The 12615-nt window shown below is 55.3% G+C and carries 23 protein-coding genes; all 23 read right to left on the reverse strand.

The window, feature by feature from the left end; all coding sequences use genetic code 11:
- Positions 1-42: 42 nt before the first annotated feature.
- Positions 43-507 carry a bacterioferritin gene (bfr, locus tag J7E36_RS06185; RefSeq protein ID WP_215000980.1) on the reverse strand — a complete coding sequence of 155 codons (465 nt, stop codon included), beginning with the start codon at positions 505-507 and terminating at the stop codon, positions 43-45.
- A 158-nt stretch (positions 508-665) separates the two neighbouring features.
- A complete protein-coding gene (locus J7E36_RS06190) occupies positions 666-2114 on the reverse strand; it encodes a catalase (protein ID WP_215000984.1) in 1449 nt (482 codons plus the stop codon).
- 222 nt (positions 2115-2336) lie between these two features.
- A complete protein-coding gene (rplQ, locus tag J7E36_RS06195; protein ID WP_003186009.1) occupies positions 2337-2723 on the reverse strand; it encodes a 50S ribosomal protein L17 in 387 nt (128 codons plus the stop codon).
- Positions 2724-2765: 42 nt separating this feature from the next.
- A complete protein-coding gene (locus tag J7E36_RS06200) occupies positions 2766-3767 on the reverse strand; it encodes a DNA-directed RNA polymerase subunit alpha (protein WP_003186012.1) in 1002 nt (333 codons plus the stop codon).
- Positions 3768-3789: 22 nt separating this feature from the next.
- Complete coding sequence (gene rpsD / locus J7E36_RS06205) at positions 3790-4410, reverse strand: 30S ribosomal protein S4 (protein ID WP_003176404.1); 621 nt, start codon at positions 4408-4410, stop codon at positions 3790-3792.
- Between the two features lie 18 nt (positions 4411-4428).
- The gene (gene rpsK / locus J7E36_RS06210; RefSeq protein WP_002555466.1) at positions 4429-4818 is read right to left on the reverse strand and encodes a 30S ribosomal protein S11; all 390 of its coding nucleotides are present in this window, start codon (positions 4816-4818) and stop codon (positions 4429-4431) included.
- 30 nt (positions 4819-4848) lie between these two features.
- Positions 4849-5205 carry a 30S ribosomal protein S13 gene (gene rpsM / locus J7E36_RS06215; protein WP_003194635.1) on the reverse strand — a complete coding sequence of 119 codons (357 nt, stop codon included), beginning with the start codon at positions 5203-5205 and terminating at the stop codon, positions 4849-4851.
- Between the two features lie 130 nt (positions 5206-5335).
- Positions 5336-5452 (reverse strand): 50S ribosomal protein L36, encoded by a 117-nt coding sequence (gene rpmJ / locus J7E36_RS06220; protein WP_002555468.1) that lies wholly within the window; start codon positions 5450-5452, stop codon positions 5336-5338.
- Between the two features lie 30 nt (positions 5453-5482).
- Positions 5483-6811: a preprotein translocase subunit SecY gene (secY, locus tag J7E36_RS06225; protein ID WP_003186029.1), complete on the reverse strand. Its 1329-nt coding sequence runs from the start codon at positions 6809-6811 to the stop codon at positions 5483-5485.
- On the reverse strand, positions 6812-7249 hold the full coding sequence (rplO, locus tag J7E36_RS06230; RefSeq protein ID WP_003186032.1) for a 50S ribosomal protein L15: 438 nt from the start codon (positions 7247-7249) through the stop codon (positions 6812-6814).
- 3 nt (positions 7250-7252) lie between these two features.
- Positions 7253-7429, reverse strand: coding sequence for a 50S ribosomal protein L30 (rpmD, locus tag J7E36_RS06235; protein ID WP_003186033.1), 177 nt, complete (start codon positions 7427-7429; stop codon positions 7253-7255).
- A 2-nt stretch (positions 7430-7431) separates the two neighbouring features.
- Positions 7432-7932 carry a 30S ribosomal protein S5 gene (rpsE, locus tag J7E36_RS06240; RefSeq protein WP_003186035.1) on the reverse strand — a complete coding sequence of 167 codons (501 nt, stop codon included), beginning with the start codon at positions 7930-7932 and terminating at the stop codon, positions 7432-7434.
- A 3-nt stretch (positions 7933-7935) separates the two neighbouring features.
- Complete coding sequence (gene rplR, locus J7E36_RS06245) at positions 7936-8286, reverse strand: 50S ribosomal protein L18 (protein ID WP_003186037.1); 351 nt, start codon at positions 8284-8286, stop codon at positions 7936-7938.
- A 10-nt stretch (positions 8287-8296) separates the two neighbouring features.
- Positions 8297-8830, reverse strand: coding sequence for a 50S ribosomal protein L6 (gene rplF, locus J7E36_RS06250; RefSeq protein WP_003186039.1), 534 nt, complete (start codon positions 8828-8830; stop codon positions 8297-8299).
- Between the two features lie 12 nt (positions 8831-8842).
- Positions 8843-9235, reverse strand: coding sequence for a 30S ribosomal protein S8 (gene rpsH, locus J7E36_RS06255; RefSeq protein ID WP_003186040.1), 393 nt, complete (start codon positions 9233-9235; stop codon positions 8843-8845).
- 210 nt (positions 9236-9445) lie between these two features.
- A complete protein-coding gene (rpsN, locus tag J7E36_RS06260; protein ID WP_003186042.1) occupies positions 9446-9751 on the reverse strand; it encodes a 30S ribosomal protein S14 in 306 nt (101 codons plus the stop codon).
- A gap of 13 nt (positions 9752-9764) precedes the next feature.
- Positions 9765-10304 (reverse strand): 50S ribosomal protein L5, encoded by a 540-nt coding sequence (gene rplE / locus J7E36_RS06265; protein WP_003186044.1) that lies wholly within the window; start codon positions 10302-10304, stop codon positions 9765-9767.
- 20 nt (positions 10305-10324) lie between these two features.
- Complete coding sequence (rplX, locus tag J7E36_RS06270; protein ID WP_003186046.1) at positions 10325-10639, reverse strand: 50S ribosomal protein L24; 315 nt, start codon at positions 10637-10639, stop codon at positions 10325-10327.
- A gap of 11 nt (positions 10640-10650) precedes the next feature.
- Complete coding sequence (rplN, locus tag J7E36_RS06275) at positions 10651-11019, reverse strand: 50S ribosomal protein L14 (RefSeq protein WP_002555479.1); 369 nt, start codon at positions 11017-11019, stop codon at positions 10651-10653.
- Between the two features lie 23 nt (positions 11020-11042).
- The gene (rpsQ, locus tag J7E36_RS06280) at positions 11043-11309 is read right to left on the reverse strand and encodes a 30S ribosomal protein S17 (RefSeq protein WP_040071277.1); all 267 of its coding nucleotides are present in this window, start codon (positions 11307-11309) and stop codon (positions 11043-11045) included.
- Positions 11310-11311: 2 nt separating this feature from the next.
- Complete coding sequence (rpmC, locus tag J7E36_RS06285; RefSeq protein ID WP_002555481.1) at positions 11312-11503, reverse strand: 50S ribosomal protein L29; 192 nt, start codon at positions 11501-11503, stop codon at positions 11312-11314.
- On the reverse strand, positions 11503-11916 hold the full coding sequence (gene rplP / locus J7E36_RS06290; RefSeq protein WP_003186052.1) for a 50S ribosomal protein L16: 414 nt from the start codon (positions 11914-11916) through the stop codon (positions 11503-11505). The genes rpmC and rplP overlap by 1 nt, the downstream gene beginning before the upstream one ends.
- Before the next feature lie 12 nt (positions 11917-11928).
- A complete protein-coding gene (gene rpsC, locus J7E36_RS06295; RefSeq protein WP_003176422.1) occupies positions 11929-12615 on the reverse strand; it encodes a 30S ribosomal protein S3 in 687 nt (228 codons plus the stop codon).

Raw genomic sequence — 12615 nt, forward strand, 5'->3', positions numbered from 1 at the left:
GGGAGCGCAGCCGGGGACGCTCCGCGTTCCGCTACGTAGCGATCAGAACTGCGACTGCAGGTAATTCTCCAACCCGATCAACTTGATCAGACCCAGCTGCTTCTCAAGCCAGTAGGTATGGTCTTCTTCGGTATCGTTGAGCTGAATGCGCAGGATCTCGCGGGTCACGTAGTCGTTGTGCAACTCGCAAAGCTCGATGCCCTTGCACAGCGCAGCGCGGACCTTGTATTCCAGGCGCAGGTCGGCAGCGAGCATGTCAGGCACGGTAGTGCCGATGTCCAGATCGTCCGGGCGCATGCGCGGCGTGCCTTCGAGCATCAGGATCCGGCGCATCAGTGCATCGGCGTGCTGTGCCTCTTCTTCCATCTCATGGTTGATACGTTCGTAGAGCTCGGTAAACCCCCAATCCTCGTACATCCGCGAGTGGATGAAATATTGATCACGGGCTGCCAGTTCGCCTGTCAGCAACGTGTTGAGGTAATCGATTACGTCCGGGTGACCTTGCATCGCCCTACATCTCCACAAGCCTTGAAAGGCGTTAGTTTGAACCAAGCTGACCGCCAGGTCACTGCCCCGTCGCAATAAAAGCGAAGAAAATCTGAGAAAACCGACCGAAATAGCGCAAAAACCGCCCTAATGAGGGCGGTTCTGCTTCTCGTTTAGACTTAGTTAAGCTGTACGCCCAACGCTTTGGCAATGCCTTCCCCGTAAGCGGCATCCGCCCTGAAGAAATGCTGCAACTGGCGATCAACGACATCCGCCGATACACCGCCCATGGCGCCGGCGATGTTGCTGATCAGCAGGGCTCTTTGCTCATCATTCATCAAGCGGAACAGCGCACCGGCGTGGCTGTAGTAATCGGTGTCTTCGCGATGATCGTAACGATCCGCCGCCCCGCTCAGCGCCAACGCCGGCTCCGCATAATGCGGCGCCTGTTTGGGCGTCTCTATGTAGCTGTTAGGCTCATAGTTCGGTGTCGCGCCGCCATTGCTGCCGAACGCCATGGCACCATCACGCTGGTAACTATTGACCGGGCTGTGCGGCGCATTCACCGGCAATTGCTGGTGATTGGTGCCAACACGGTAGCGGTGTGCATCCGCGTAGGCGAATACACGGCCTTGCAGCATGCGATCCGGCGAGAGACCAACGCCCGGCACCATATTGCTCGGACCAAACGTTGCCTGCTCGACTTCAGCAAAGTAGTTCAGCGGGTTACGGTTGAGCTCGAGTACACCCACTTCGATCAACGGAAACTCTTTCTGCGACCAGGTTTTGGTTACATCGAACGGATTCTCATAGTGAGCCGCAGCCTGGGCCTCGGTCATGATCTGGATGCAGACCTTCCATTTCGGGAAATCACCGTCCTCGATCGCATTGAACAAATCACGCTGGGCGTAATCCGGGTCAGTGCCGGCCAGGCGTGCCGCTTCGGCCGGTGCCAGGTTCTTGATCCCTTGCTGGGTCTTGTAGTGCCACTTCACCCAGTGACGCTCGCCTTGGGCGTTGATCAGGCTGTAGGTATGGCTGCCGAAACCATGCATGTGCCGGTAGCCATCAGGGATGCCGCGGTCCGAGAACAGAATGGTGATCTGGTGCAGCGCCTCAGGCGAGTGCGACCAGAAATCCCACATCATCTGCGCGCTTTTCAAATTGCTTTGTGGCAGGCGCTTCTGGGTATGGATGAAGTCCGGAAATTTCAGCGGATCACGGATAAAGAATACCGGCGTGTTGTTGCCAACGATGTCCCAGTTACCTTCCTCGGTGTAGAACTTCAGAGCAAAACCCCGTGGATCGCGCTCGGTGTCGGCAGAACCGCGCTCACCGCCTACAGTGGAAAAACGCAGGAAGGTCGGGGTTTGTTTGCCGACCGCCTCGAACAGCTTGGCGCTGGTGTATGGGGTAATGTCCTGGGTTACGGTAAACGTGCCGTAAGCACCCGAGCCTTTGGCGTGCACGCGACGCTCGGGAATGTTCTCCCGGTTGAAATGAGCGAGCTTCTCGATCAGGTGAAAATCGTCGAGCAACAGCGGGCCGCGCGGGCCGGCGGAACGAGAATTCTGGTTATCGGCGACAGGAGCGCCGCTGGCGGTCGTAAGCGTTTTGATCTGGCTCATGCTCAATCTTCCTGGGTCGGTCTTCGAACTGCCGGCTAATCGGCTGGAATGGAGTATTGATCATGTTAGTGACAGCATCCAAATTTATTAAATCATGGACATCGATAGTTATTATCTAACGCCGCCGAATTGCCAATAGCGAAGCCAGGCGAGACGGCGCGGCACTTTTCCCGCAGGCACAAAAAACCGGGCACAAGGCCCGGTTTTTTGTTTGTTGCCGACTTACTCAGCGGATACAGCTTCACCGCTGGTAGCACGATCAACCAACTCGACATACGCCATAGGCGCGTTGTCGCCAGCGCGGAAACCGCACTTGAGGATGCGCAGGTAGCCACCCTCACGGGTAGCATAACGCTTGCCCAGGTCGTTGAAGAGCTTACCAACGATAGCTTTCGAACGGGTACGGTCGAAAGCCAGACGGCGGTTAGCCAGGCTATCTGTCTTGGCCAGAGTGATCAGCGGCTCAGCAACGCGGCGCAGTTCTTTGGCTTTCGGCAGTGTAGTTTTGATCAGCTCGTGCTCGAACAGCGACACCGCCATGTTCTGGAACATGGCCTTGCGGTGCGAGCTGGTGCGGCTCAGGTGACGACCACTTTTACGATGACGCATGGTTCATTCCTTACCAAACACAACGTTCGGTGATTACGACGATCAGGCAGTCGCCTTGTCGTCCTTCTTAAGACTTGCAGGCGGCCAGTTGTCGAGGCGCATGCCGAGGGACAGACCGCGGGAGGCCAGAACGTCCTTGATTTCAGTCAAGGATTTCTTGCCCAGGTTCGGAGTCTTCAACAGCTCTACTTCGGTACGCTGAATCAGGTCACCGATGTAGTAGATGTTTTCCGCCTTAAGGCAGTTAGCCGAACGTACAGTCAGTTCCAGATCGTCAACCGGGCGAAGCAGGATCGGATCGATCTCGTCTTCCTGCTCGACAACCACTGGCTCACTGTCACCCTTGAGGTCGACGAACGCAGCCAACTGCTGTTGCAGAATGGTTGCAGCGCGGCGAATGGCCTCTTCAGGATCCAGGGTACCGTTGGTTTCCAGATCAATAACCAGCTTGTCCAGGTTGGTACGCTGCTCGACACGGGCGTTTTCCACCACGTATGCGATACGGCGAACCGGGCTGAACGAAGAGTCAAGCTGCAAGCGACCGATGCTGCGGCTTTCGTCTTCATCGCTCTGACGCGAGTCTGCCGGTTCATAACCACGACCACGAGCTACGGTGAGCTTCATGTTCAGGGCGCCGTTAGACGCCAGGTTAGCGATTACGTGATCGGGGTTAACGATCTCGACATCATGATCCAGCTGAATATCGGCAGCGGTAACCACCCCCGAACCCTTCTTCGACAAGGTCAGCGTAACTTCGTCACGACCGTGCAGCTTGATAGCCAGACCTTTAAGGTTCAACAGGATTTCAATTACGTCTTCCTGTACACCTTCGATGGCGCTGTACTCATGGAGCACACCGTCAATCTCGGCCTCGACTACTGCACAGCCGGGCATTGAGGACAACAGGATGCGGCGCAGCGCGTTGCCCAGGGTGTGGCCGAAACCACGCTCGAGAGGCTCGAGTGTGATCTTGGCGCGGGTTGGACTGACAACCTGCACATCAATATGGCGGGGTGTCAGGAACTCATTTACCGAAATCTGCATGGATGCACCTATTTTCTAGCCCTTACTTGGAGTAGAGCTCGACAATCAGGCTTTCGTTGATGTCGGCGGACAGATCACTGCGAGCAGGAACGTTCTTGAAAACGCCCGACTTCTTCTCAGTGTCTACTTCTACCCATTCTACGCGGCCACGTTGGGCACACAGATCGAGAGCTTGGACAATGCGAAGTTGGTTCTTTGCTTTCTCGCGAACAGCAACCACGTCACCAGCACGAACCTGGTAGGACGGAACGTTTACGGTTTGACCGTTAACGCTGATCGACTTGTGCGATACCAGCTGACGGGATTCGGCACGAGTAGAACCGAAACCCATACGGTATACAACGTTGTCCAGACGGCATTCGAGCAGTTGCAACAGGTTTTCGCCGGTTGCGCCTTTCTTGCCAGCAGCTTCTTTGTAGTAGCCGCTGAATTGACGCTCGAGAACGCCGTAGATACGACGGACCTTCTGCTTTTCACGCAGTTGGGTGCCGTAGTCGGACTGGCGACCGCGGCGTTGGCCGTGGATACCAGGTGCTGCTTCAATGTTGCACTTCGATTCGATCGCGCGCACGCCGCTCTTCAGAAAGAGATCGGTGCCTTCACGACGAGCGAGTTTGCATTTTGGACCAATGTAACGAGCCATTCTTTACAATCTCCTGGATTACACGCGGCGCTTCTTCGGCGGACGGCACCCGTTGTGCGGGATTGGCGTCACGTCGGTGATGCTGGCGATCTTGTAGCCACAGCCGTTCAAAGCGCGGACTGCGGATTCACGACCTGGACCTGGACCCTTGACGTTGACGTCGAGGTTTTTCAGGCCGTATTCCAGCGCAGCTTGACCAGCACGCTCAGCAGCTACTTGAGCAGCGAACGGGGTGGACTTGCGGGAACCGCGGAAACCCGAACCACCGGAGGTAGCCCAGGAAAGAGCGTTACCTTGACGGTCGGTAATGGTCACGATGGTGTTGTTAAAAGAAGCATGGATGTGGGCGATGCCATCAACCACTGTCTTTTTAACTTTTTTACGAGGACGAGCAGCAGGTTTTGCCATGATTAAATTCCTGTCGATTCGCTGGGGCGATTACTTGCGGATCGGCTTACGCGGACCTTTACGGGTACGCGCGTTGGTCTTGGTACGCTGACCGCGTACTGGCAGACCACGACGATGACGCAGACCGCGATAGCAACCGAGGTCCATCAAGCGCTTGATTTTCATGTTGATTTCGCGACGCAGGTCACCTTCAGTGGTGAACTTCGCCACTTCGCCACGCAGCTGTTCAATTTGCTCGTCGCTCAGATCCTTGATCTTTGCGGCTGGGTTGACCCCAGCAACTGCACAAATTTTCTGTGCAGTGGTGCGACCAACACCATAGATGTAGGTCAGCGAGATAACAGTATGCTTGTTATCTGGAATGTTAACGCCTGCAATACGGGCCATTCAGTGGGACTCCAATTGACAGCTACCTACGCCCCGGAAGCCAAGAAATAGGGCGCGAGATAATATCGCTGTAATAACAAATAATCAACCCGGCAGCGCACTAGCTGCCGGGCTTAAAGCACAATCACACTCAGCCTTGGCGCTGTTTGTGACGCGGTTCCGCGCTGCAAATTACCCGAACAACACCTTCGCGGCGAATAATCTTGCAGTTGCGGCACAGCTTTTTCACCGATGCACGAACTTTCATCACCAACTCCTCGAACCTTATGGATGCTACTCAGCGCAACATGCCGCTGCCGTAGCCCTTCAGGTTGGCTTTCTTCATCAGGGATTCGTACTGGTGCGAAACGAGGTGCGATTGTACTTGGGACATGAAGTCCATCACAACCACGACCACGATCAGCAACGAGGTCCCGCCAAGGTAGAACGGTACGTTTGCCGCAACCACCAGGAACTGGGGCAACAGACAGACGGCCGTCATGTAAAGAGCACCGAACATGGTCAAGCGAGTCAGAACGCCATCAATGTAGCGCGCAGACTGCTCACCTGGACGGATACCCGGAATAAAGGCACCGGACTTCTTCAGGTTTTCCGCTACGTCTTTCGGATTGAACATCAACGCCGTATAGAAGAAGCAGAAGAAAATAATCCCTGCACTAAACAGCAGAATATTCAACGGCTGACCAGGAGCGATCGACTGCGAGATGTCCTGCAACCAGCCCATACCTTCAGACTGGCCGAACCAGGCACCCAACGAAGCCGGGAACAGCAGGATGCTGCTCGCGAAAATAGCCGGAATTACGCCGGCCATGTTCACCTTCAACGGCAAGTGGCTGGTCTGCGCAGCAAACACCTTGCGGCCCTGCTGACGCTTGGCGTAGTGAACAGCAATACGACGCTGACCACGCTCAATGAACACCACGAAACCGATAATCGCTACTGCCAGCAGACCGATGGCTACCAAGGCGAAAATGTTGATATCACCCTGACGCGCAGACTCGAAAGACTGCCCGATCGCTCTCGGAAGACCGGCGACGATACCTGCGAATATCAACATCGAGATACCGTTGCCAACACCACGCTCAGTAATCTGCTCACCCAGCCACATCATGAACATCGCGCCCGCCACAAAAGTGGTTACCGCAACGAAATGAAAGCTGAAGTCAGCAGTGAACGAAACGCCCTGCCCCGCCAGGCCAATGGACATGCCAATGGCTTGAACGAGGGCGAGAACGACAGTGCCGTAGCGGGTGTACTGGCTGATCTTGCGACGGCCAGCTTCACCTTCCTTCTTCAACTGCTCCAGCTGCGGGCTCACGGCGCTCATCAGCTGCATGATGATCGATGCCGAAATGTACGGCATGATCCCCAATGCAAAGATGCTCATCCGCTCCAGCGCGCCGCCGGAAAACATGTTGAACAAGCTAAGAATGGTCCCCTCATTCTGTCGAAACAGGTCCGCGAGTCGGTCCGGGTTGATACCTGGAACCGGGATGTGTGCGCCTATTCGGTAGACGATAATCGCCAGGAACAGAAAACGCAGACGAGCCCAGAGTTCAGACATACCGCCTTTGCCGAGCGCAGAGAGAGCACCTTGCTTAGCCATTTATTCCTCGAACTTGCCGCCAGCTGCTTCGATAGCCGCACGCGCACCTTTGGTGGCGCCGATTCCCTTTCCGATGGTGACAGCACGAGCAACTTCGCCCGACAGCATGATTTTCACACGCTGAACGTTCTGGTTGATCACGTTGGCATCCTTCAGGGACTGCACGGTGACGATGTCGCCGTCCACTTTGGCCAGCTCGGACAGACGCACTTCTGCGCGGTCCATGGCTTTCAGGGAAACGAAACCGAACTTCGGCAGACGACGATGCAGCGGCTGTTGACCGCCTTCAAAGCCTGGAGCAATGGTGCCACCGGAGCGGGAGGTCTGACCTTTGTGGCCACGGCCACCGGTCTTACCCAAACCACTACCGATACCACGGCCCGGACGATGCTTTTCGCGACGGGAACCCGGCGCTGGACTCAGATCATTGAGTTTCATCGATTAACCCTCGACACGCAGCATGTAGTAAGCCTTGTTGATCATCCCGCGATTCTCGGGAGTATCCAGGACTTCTACAGTGTGACCGATGCGACGCAGACCCAGACCCTTAACGCACAGTTTGTGGTTAGGGATGCGGCCGGTCATGCTTTTGATCAGCGTAACTTTTACGGTAGCCATGATCAGAAGATCTCCTTGACGCTTTTGCCACGCTTGGCGGCAATGGATTCAGGAGACTGCATGGCTTTCAAACCCTTGAAAGTGGCATGGACCACGTTTACCGGGTTAGTCGAGCCGTAGCACTTGGCCAGAACGTTCTGAACGCCAGCAACTTCGAGGACGGCACGCATAGCGCCGCCAGCGATGATACCGGTACCTTCAGAAGCAGGCTGCATGTACACCTTCGAAGCGCCATGGGCAGACTTCATTGCGTACTGCAGGGTGGTGCCGTTCAGATCAACCTGGATCATGTTGCGGCGAGCAGCTTCCATTGCCTTCTGGATCGCAGCAGGCACTTCACGCGACTTGCCACGGCCGAAGCCAACACGGCCTTTACCATCACCCACCACGGTCAACGCGGTGAAAGTGAAGATACGGCCGCCTTTGACGGTTTTGGCTACGCGGTTAACTTGAACCAGCTTCTCGATGTAGCCTTCGTCGCGCTTTTGGTCGTTATTTGACATAACTTAGAACTCCAGCCCAGCTTCACGAGCAGCATCAGCCAGCGCCTTGACGCGGCCGTGGTACTTGAAGCCAGAGCGGTCGAAAGCCACCTGCGAGACGCCAGCGGCTTTAGCACGCGTAGCGACCAGCTGGCCAACCTTAGTGGCCGCGTCGATGTTGCCAGTGGCGCCATCACGCAGTTCTTTATCCAAAGTCGAGGCACTTGCCAGGACTTTGTTGCCGTCGGCCGAAATGACCTGGGCGTAGATGTGCTGCGACGAGCGGAACACGCAGAGACGCACGACTTCGAGTTCGTGCATTTTCAGGCGTGCTTTGCGAGCGCGACGCAGTCGAGTAACTTTTTTGTCGGTCATTTGCTATGCCCTACTTCTTCTTGGCTTCTTTACGACGGACGACTTCGTCCGCGTAGCGCACACCTTTGCCTTTGTACGGCTCTGGTGGACGGAAGTCGCGGATCTCGGCGGCCACTTGACCTACCAGCTGCTTGTCGATGCCCTTGATCAGGATATCGGTCTGGCTAGGAGTCTCAGCGGTGATGCCTTCCGGCAGTTCGTAATCCACTGGGTGCGAGAAGCCAAGAGCCAGGTTCAGCACTGTGCCTTTTGCTTGCGCTTTGTAACCAACACCGACCAGCTGGAGCTTGCGCTCGAAGCCTTGGCTTACGCCTTGGACCATGTTGTTTACCAACGCACGAGTGGTACCAGCCATTGCGCGAGTCTGTTGATCGCCATTGCGAGCAGCGAAACGCAGCTCACCGGCTTCTTCAACGATCTCAACGGACGAATGGATGTTCAGTTGCAGAGTGCCCTTGGCACCCTTCACCGAAAGCTGTTGGCCTGCGAATTTGACTTCGACACCGGCTGGCAGCTTAACGGGGTTCTTAGCGACGCGTGACATGCTTATCCCCCCTTAGAACACAGTGCAAAGAACTTCGCCGCCGACACCGGCAGCGCGCGCAGCACGATCCGTCATCACACCTTTGTTGGTGGAGACGATAGACACACCGAGACCGCCACGAACTTTTGGCAGATCATCAACGGACTTGTACTGACGCAGGCCTGGACGGCTAACGCGCTTCACTTCCTCGATGACCGGACGGCCTTCGAAGTACTTCAGCTCGATGGAAAGCAGCGGCTTGATTTCGCTGCTGATCTGATAACCCGCAATGTAACCTTCGTCCTTCAGGACTTTGGCAACAGCTACCTTCAAAGTAGAAGATGGCATGCTTACGACGGACTTTTCAGCCATCTGGGCATTACGGATACGAGTTAGCATGTCCGCTAACGGGTCCTGCATACTCATGGGCTAGACGCTCCTAATACACAAAAAATTAGCCTTTCGGCTAGTACGTGTCGCCGAGTGCAACCGTGCAATAAAAACACGGGCTCAGGCGAGCCGGGTATTCTAGACACAGCCCAGAAATGAATCAAGCCCCAAAAGGGGCTTGATTCAGATTCAAGGTCACCGGCGGTCAGGATCCTGAGACCCCGAACACCGAGACTTTGACAGTGCTTACCAGCTGGCTTTAACCAGACCTGGAACGTCACCACGCATAGCAGCTTGACGCAGCATGTTACGACCGAGGCCGAACTTGCGGTACACGCCGTGCGGACGACCAGTCAGGCGGCAGCGGTTACGCATGCGCGAAGCGCTTGCGTCACGTGGCTGCTTCTGCAGGGCTACGGTAGCTTCCCAACGCGCTTCTGGACTTGCGTTCAGATCAACGATGATAGCTTTCAGCGCTGCACGCTTGGTGGCGTACTTGGCAACGGTGAGCTGACGCTTCAGCTCACGGTTCTTCATGCTCTTCTTGGCCATTTTCCTACTCCAATCAGTTGCGGAACGGGAATTTGAAAGCGCGCAGCAGTGCGCGACCTTCGTCATCCGTCCGAGCAGTGGTGGTCAGGGTAATGTCCAGACCGCGGAGAGCATCGATCTTGTCGTAATCGATTTCCGGGAAAATGATCTGCTCTTTTACGCCCATGCTGTAGTTGCCACGACCATCGAAGGACTTGGCATTCAGGCCGCGGAAGTCGCGAACCCGAGGCAGGGAGATCGACAGCAGACGATCCAGGAACTCGTACATACGCTCACGGCGCAGGGTCACTTTGACGCCGATCGGCCAACCTTCACGGACTTTAAAGCCAGCGATGGATTTCCGAGCGTAAGTCACAACGACCTTCTGACCGGTGATCTTTTCCAGGTCAGCAACAGCGTGCTCGATGACTTTTTTGTCGCCGATCGCTTCGCCCAGACCCATGTTCAGGGTGATTTTGGTAACGCGCGGAACTTCCATCACGTTCGAAAGCTTAAGTTCTTCCTTAAGTTTCGGTGCGATTTCCTTCCGGTAAATCTCTTTTAGTCGTGCCATGGTCTTCTACCTAGCAGTGTTCAAGCATCAACCGCTTTTTGGGTCGACTTGAAGACACGAATTTTCTTACCGTCTTCTACTTTGAAACCAACGCGGTCAGCCTTGTTGGTTTCGCCATTGAAGATGGCGACGTTGGAAGCGTGCAGTGGCGCTTCTTTCTCGACGATACCGCCCTGTACGCCCGACATCGGGTTAGGCTTGGTATGACGCTTGACCAGGTTCAGACCACCCACAACCAGACGGTTGTCAGCAAGAACCTTCAGCACCTTACCGCGCTTACCTTTGTCTTTGCCGGCGATCACGATGATCTCGTCGTCACGACGAATCTTTTGCATGTCGGATCTCCTTACAGCACTTCTGGGGCGAGCGAGACGATCTTCATGAACTTCTCGGTACGAAGTTCACGGGTCACTGGCCCAAAGATACGGGTGCCGATCGGCTCTTGCTTGTTGTTCAACAGAACAGCAGCGTTGCCATCAAAGCGGATGATGGAGCCGTCAGCACGACGAACGCCATGGCGAGTGCGGACTACAACAGCAGTCATCACTTGGCCTTTTTTCACCTTACCGCGAGGAATTGCTTCCTTGACGGTAACCTTGATGATGTCACCGATACCAGCGTAACGACGATGGGAGCCACCCAGCACCTTGATGCACATAACGCGGCGAGCGCCGCTGTTATCGGCCACATCGAGCATGGATTGAGTCTGAATCATATAATTTCTCCGACCCCTAGCCCTTAGACTTCCACAGCGCGTTCGAGAATATCAACCAGCGCCCAAGACTTGGTCTTGGCCATCGGACGAGTTTCACGAATAGTGACTTTGTCGCCGATGTGGCACTGATTGGTTTCGTCGTGCGCGTGCAGCTTAGTCGAACGCTTAACGTATTTACCGTAGATCGGGTGCTTAACGCGACGCTCGATCAGAACGGTGATGGTTTTGTCCATCTTGTCGCTGACAACACGGCCAGTCAGCGTACGGACAGTTTTTTCGGCTTCAGCCATGATCACTTACCTGCCTGCTGGTTGAGCACAGTTTTCACGCGAGCGATGTCACGCTTAACTTGCGAGAGCAGATGAGACTGCCCCAACTGGCCAGTTGCTTTCTGCATACGCAGATTGAACTGGTCGCGCAGCAGGCCGAGCAGTTGCTCGTTCAGCTGCTGTGCTGATTTTTCACGAAGCTCATTCGCTTTCATCACATCACCGTCCGTTTAACAAAGGAGGTGGCGAGCGGCAGCTTTGCAGCAGCCAGGGCGAAAGCCTCACGCGCCAGCTCTTCAGAAACACCCTCGATCTCATACAGGACTTTGCCTGGCTGAATCTGGGCAACCCAGTACTCCACGTTACCCTTACCTTTACCCATCCGAACTTCGAGTGGCTTCTTGGTGACAGGCTTGTCCGGGAATACACGGATCCAGATCTTGCCGCCACGTTTTACGTGACGGGTCAGTGCACGACGCGCTGACTCGATCTGACGAGCGGTGAGACGACCACGAGCAACAGACTTCAGCGCGAACTCGCCGAAGCTGACTTTGCTACCGCGCAATGCCAGGCCACGGTTGTGACCGGTCATTTGCTTGCGGAACTTCGTACGCTTTGGTTGCAACATTTGGCGTACCCCTTACTTAGCAGCTTTTTTACGAGGCGCTGGTGCTTGTGGTTTCAGTTCTTCTTGGCGACCACCAATTACTTCGCCTTTGAAGATCCAAACCTTTACACCGATCACACCGTAGGTGGTGTGAGCTTCGTAGTTGGCATAGTCGATGTCGGCACGCAGGGTGTGCAGTGGCACACGACCTTCGCGATACCATTCAGTACGTGCGATTTCAGCACCGCCGAGACGACCGCTCACTTGGATTTTGATGCCTTTGGCACCAATGCGCATGGCGTTCTGTACAGCGCGCTTCATAGCGCGACGGAACATGACGCGACGCTCCAGCTGCTGAGCTACGCTCTGCGCAACCAGCATACCGTCGAGCTCCGGCTTGCGGATCTCTTCGATATTGATGTGCACAGGCACACCCATTTGCTTGGTCAGGTCCTGACGCAGTTTCTCAACATCTTCACCTTTCTTCCCGATAACGATACCTGGACGAGCGGTGTGGATGGTGATACGTGCAGTTTGAGCCGGACGATGGATATCGATACGGCTTACGGACGCGCTTTTTAGTTTGTCTTGGAGATACTCACGCACCTTCAGATCAGCGAACAAGTAGTCCGCATAAGTCCGACCGTCTGCGTACCAGACGGAGGTGTGCTCCTTGACGATTCCCAGGCGAATGCCAATGGGATGTACTTTCTGACCCAT

Origin of the sequence: Pseudomonas fluorescens (genome assembly GCF_018614775.1) — a bacterium.
GTDB lineage: Bacteria > Pseudomonadota > Gammaproteobacteria > Pseudomonadales > Pseudomonadaceae > Aquipseudomonas > Aquipseudomonas fluorescens_BY.

What these genes read in the sequence shown, in the direction of transcription:
- bfr (WP_215000980.1), bottom strand. Translation starts at nt 507, where the DNA reads ATGCAAGGTCACCCGGACGTAATCGATTACCTCAACACGTTGCTGACA.
- J7E36_RS06190 (WP_215000984.1), bottom strand. Translation starts at nt 2,114, where the DNA reads ATGAGCCAGATCAAAACGCTTACGACCGCCAGCGGCGCTCCTGTCGCC.
- rplQ (WP_003186009.1), bottom strand. Translation starts at nt 2,723, where the DNA reads ATGCGTCATCGTAAAAGTGGTCGTCACCTGAGCCGCACCAGCTCGCAC.
- J7E36_RS06200 (WP_003186012.1), bottom strand. Translation starts at nt 3,767, where the DNA reads ATGCAGATTTCGGTAAATGAGTTCCTGACACCCCGCCATATTGATGTG.
- rpsD (WP_003176404.1), bottom strand. Translation starts at nt 4,410, where the DNA reads ATGGCTCGTTACATTGGTCCAAAATGCAAACTCGCTCGTCGTGAAGGC.
- rpsK (WP_002555466.1), bottom strand. Translation starts at nt 4,818, where the DNA reads ATGGCAAAACCTGCTGCTCGTCCTCGTAAAAAAGTTAAAAAGACAGTG.
- rpsM (WP_003194635.1), bottom strand. Translation starts at nt 5,205, where the DNA reads ATGGCCCGTATTGCAGGCGTTAACATTCCAGATAACAAGCATACTGTT.
- rpmJ (WP_002555468.1), bottom strand. Translation starts at nt 5,452, where the DNA reads ATGAAAGTTCGTGCATCGGTGAAAAAGCTGTGCCGCAACTGCAAGATT.
- secY (WP_003186029.1), bottom strand. Translation starts at nt 6,811, where the DNA reads ATGGCTAAGCAAGGTGCTCTCTCTGCGCTCGGCAAAGGCGGTATGTCT.
- rplO (WP_003186032.1), bottom strand. Translation starts at nt 7,249, where the DNA reads ATGAAACTCAATGATCTGAGTCCAGCGCCGGGTTCCCGTCGCGAAAAG.
- rpmD (WP_003186033.1), bottom strand. Translation starts at nt 7,429, where the DNA reads ATGGCTACCGTAAAAGTTACGCTGATCAAAAGCATGACCGGCCGCATC.
- rpsE (WP_003186035.1), bottom strand. Translation starts at nt 7,932, where the DNA reads ATGTCAAATAACGACCAAAAGCGCGACGAAGGCTACATCGAGAAGCTG.
- rplR (WP_003186037.1), bottom strand. Translation starts at nt 8,286, where the DNA reads ATGACCGACAAAAAAGTTACTCGACTGCGTCGCGCTCGCAAAGCACGC.
- rplF (WP_003186039.1), bottom strand. Translation starts at nt 8,830, where the DNA reads ATGTCACGCGTCGCTAAGAACCCCGTTAAGCTGCCAGCCGGTGTCGAA.
- rpsH (WP_003186040.1), bottom strand. Translation starts at nt 9,235, where the DNA reads ATGAGTATGCAGGACCCGTTAGCGGACATGCTAACTCGTATCCGTAAT.
- rpsN (WP_003186042.1), bottom strand. Translation starts at nt 9,751, where the DNA reads ATGGCCAAGAAGAGCATGAAGAACCGTGAGCTGAAGCGTCAGCTCACC.
- rplE (WP_003186044.1), bottom strand. Translation starts at nt 10,304, where the DNA reads ATGGCACGACTAAAAGAGATTTACCGGAAGGAAATCGCACCGAAACTT.
- rplX (WP_003186046.1), bottom strand. Translation starts at nt 10,639, where the DNA reads ATGCAAAAGATTCGTCGTGACGACGAGATCATCGTGATCGCCGGCAAA.
- rplN (WP_002555479.1), bottom strand. Translation starts at nt 11,019, where the DNA reads ATGATTCAGACTCAATCCATGCTCGATGTGGCCGATAACAGCGGCGCT.
- rpsQ (WP_040071277.1), bottom strand. Translation starts at nt 11,309, where the DNA reads ATGGCTGAAGCCGAAAAAACTGTCCGTACGCTGACTGGCCGTGTTGTC.
- rpmC (WP_002555481.1), bottom strand. Translation starts at nt 11,503, where the DNA reads ATGAAAGCGAATGAGCTTCGTGAAAAATCAGCACAGCAGCTGAACGAG.
- rplP (WP_003186052.1), bottom strand. Translation starts at nt 11,916, where the DNA reads ATGTTGCAACCAAAGCGTACGAAGTTCCGCAAGCAAATGACCGGTCAC.
- rpsC (WP_003176422.1), bottom strand. Translation starts at nt 12,615, where the DNA reads ATGGGTCAGAAAGTACATCCCATTGGCATTCGCCTGGGAATCGTCAAG.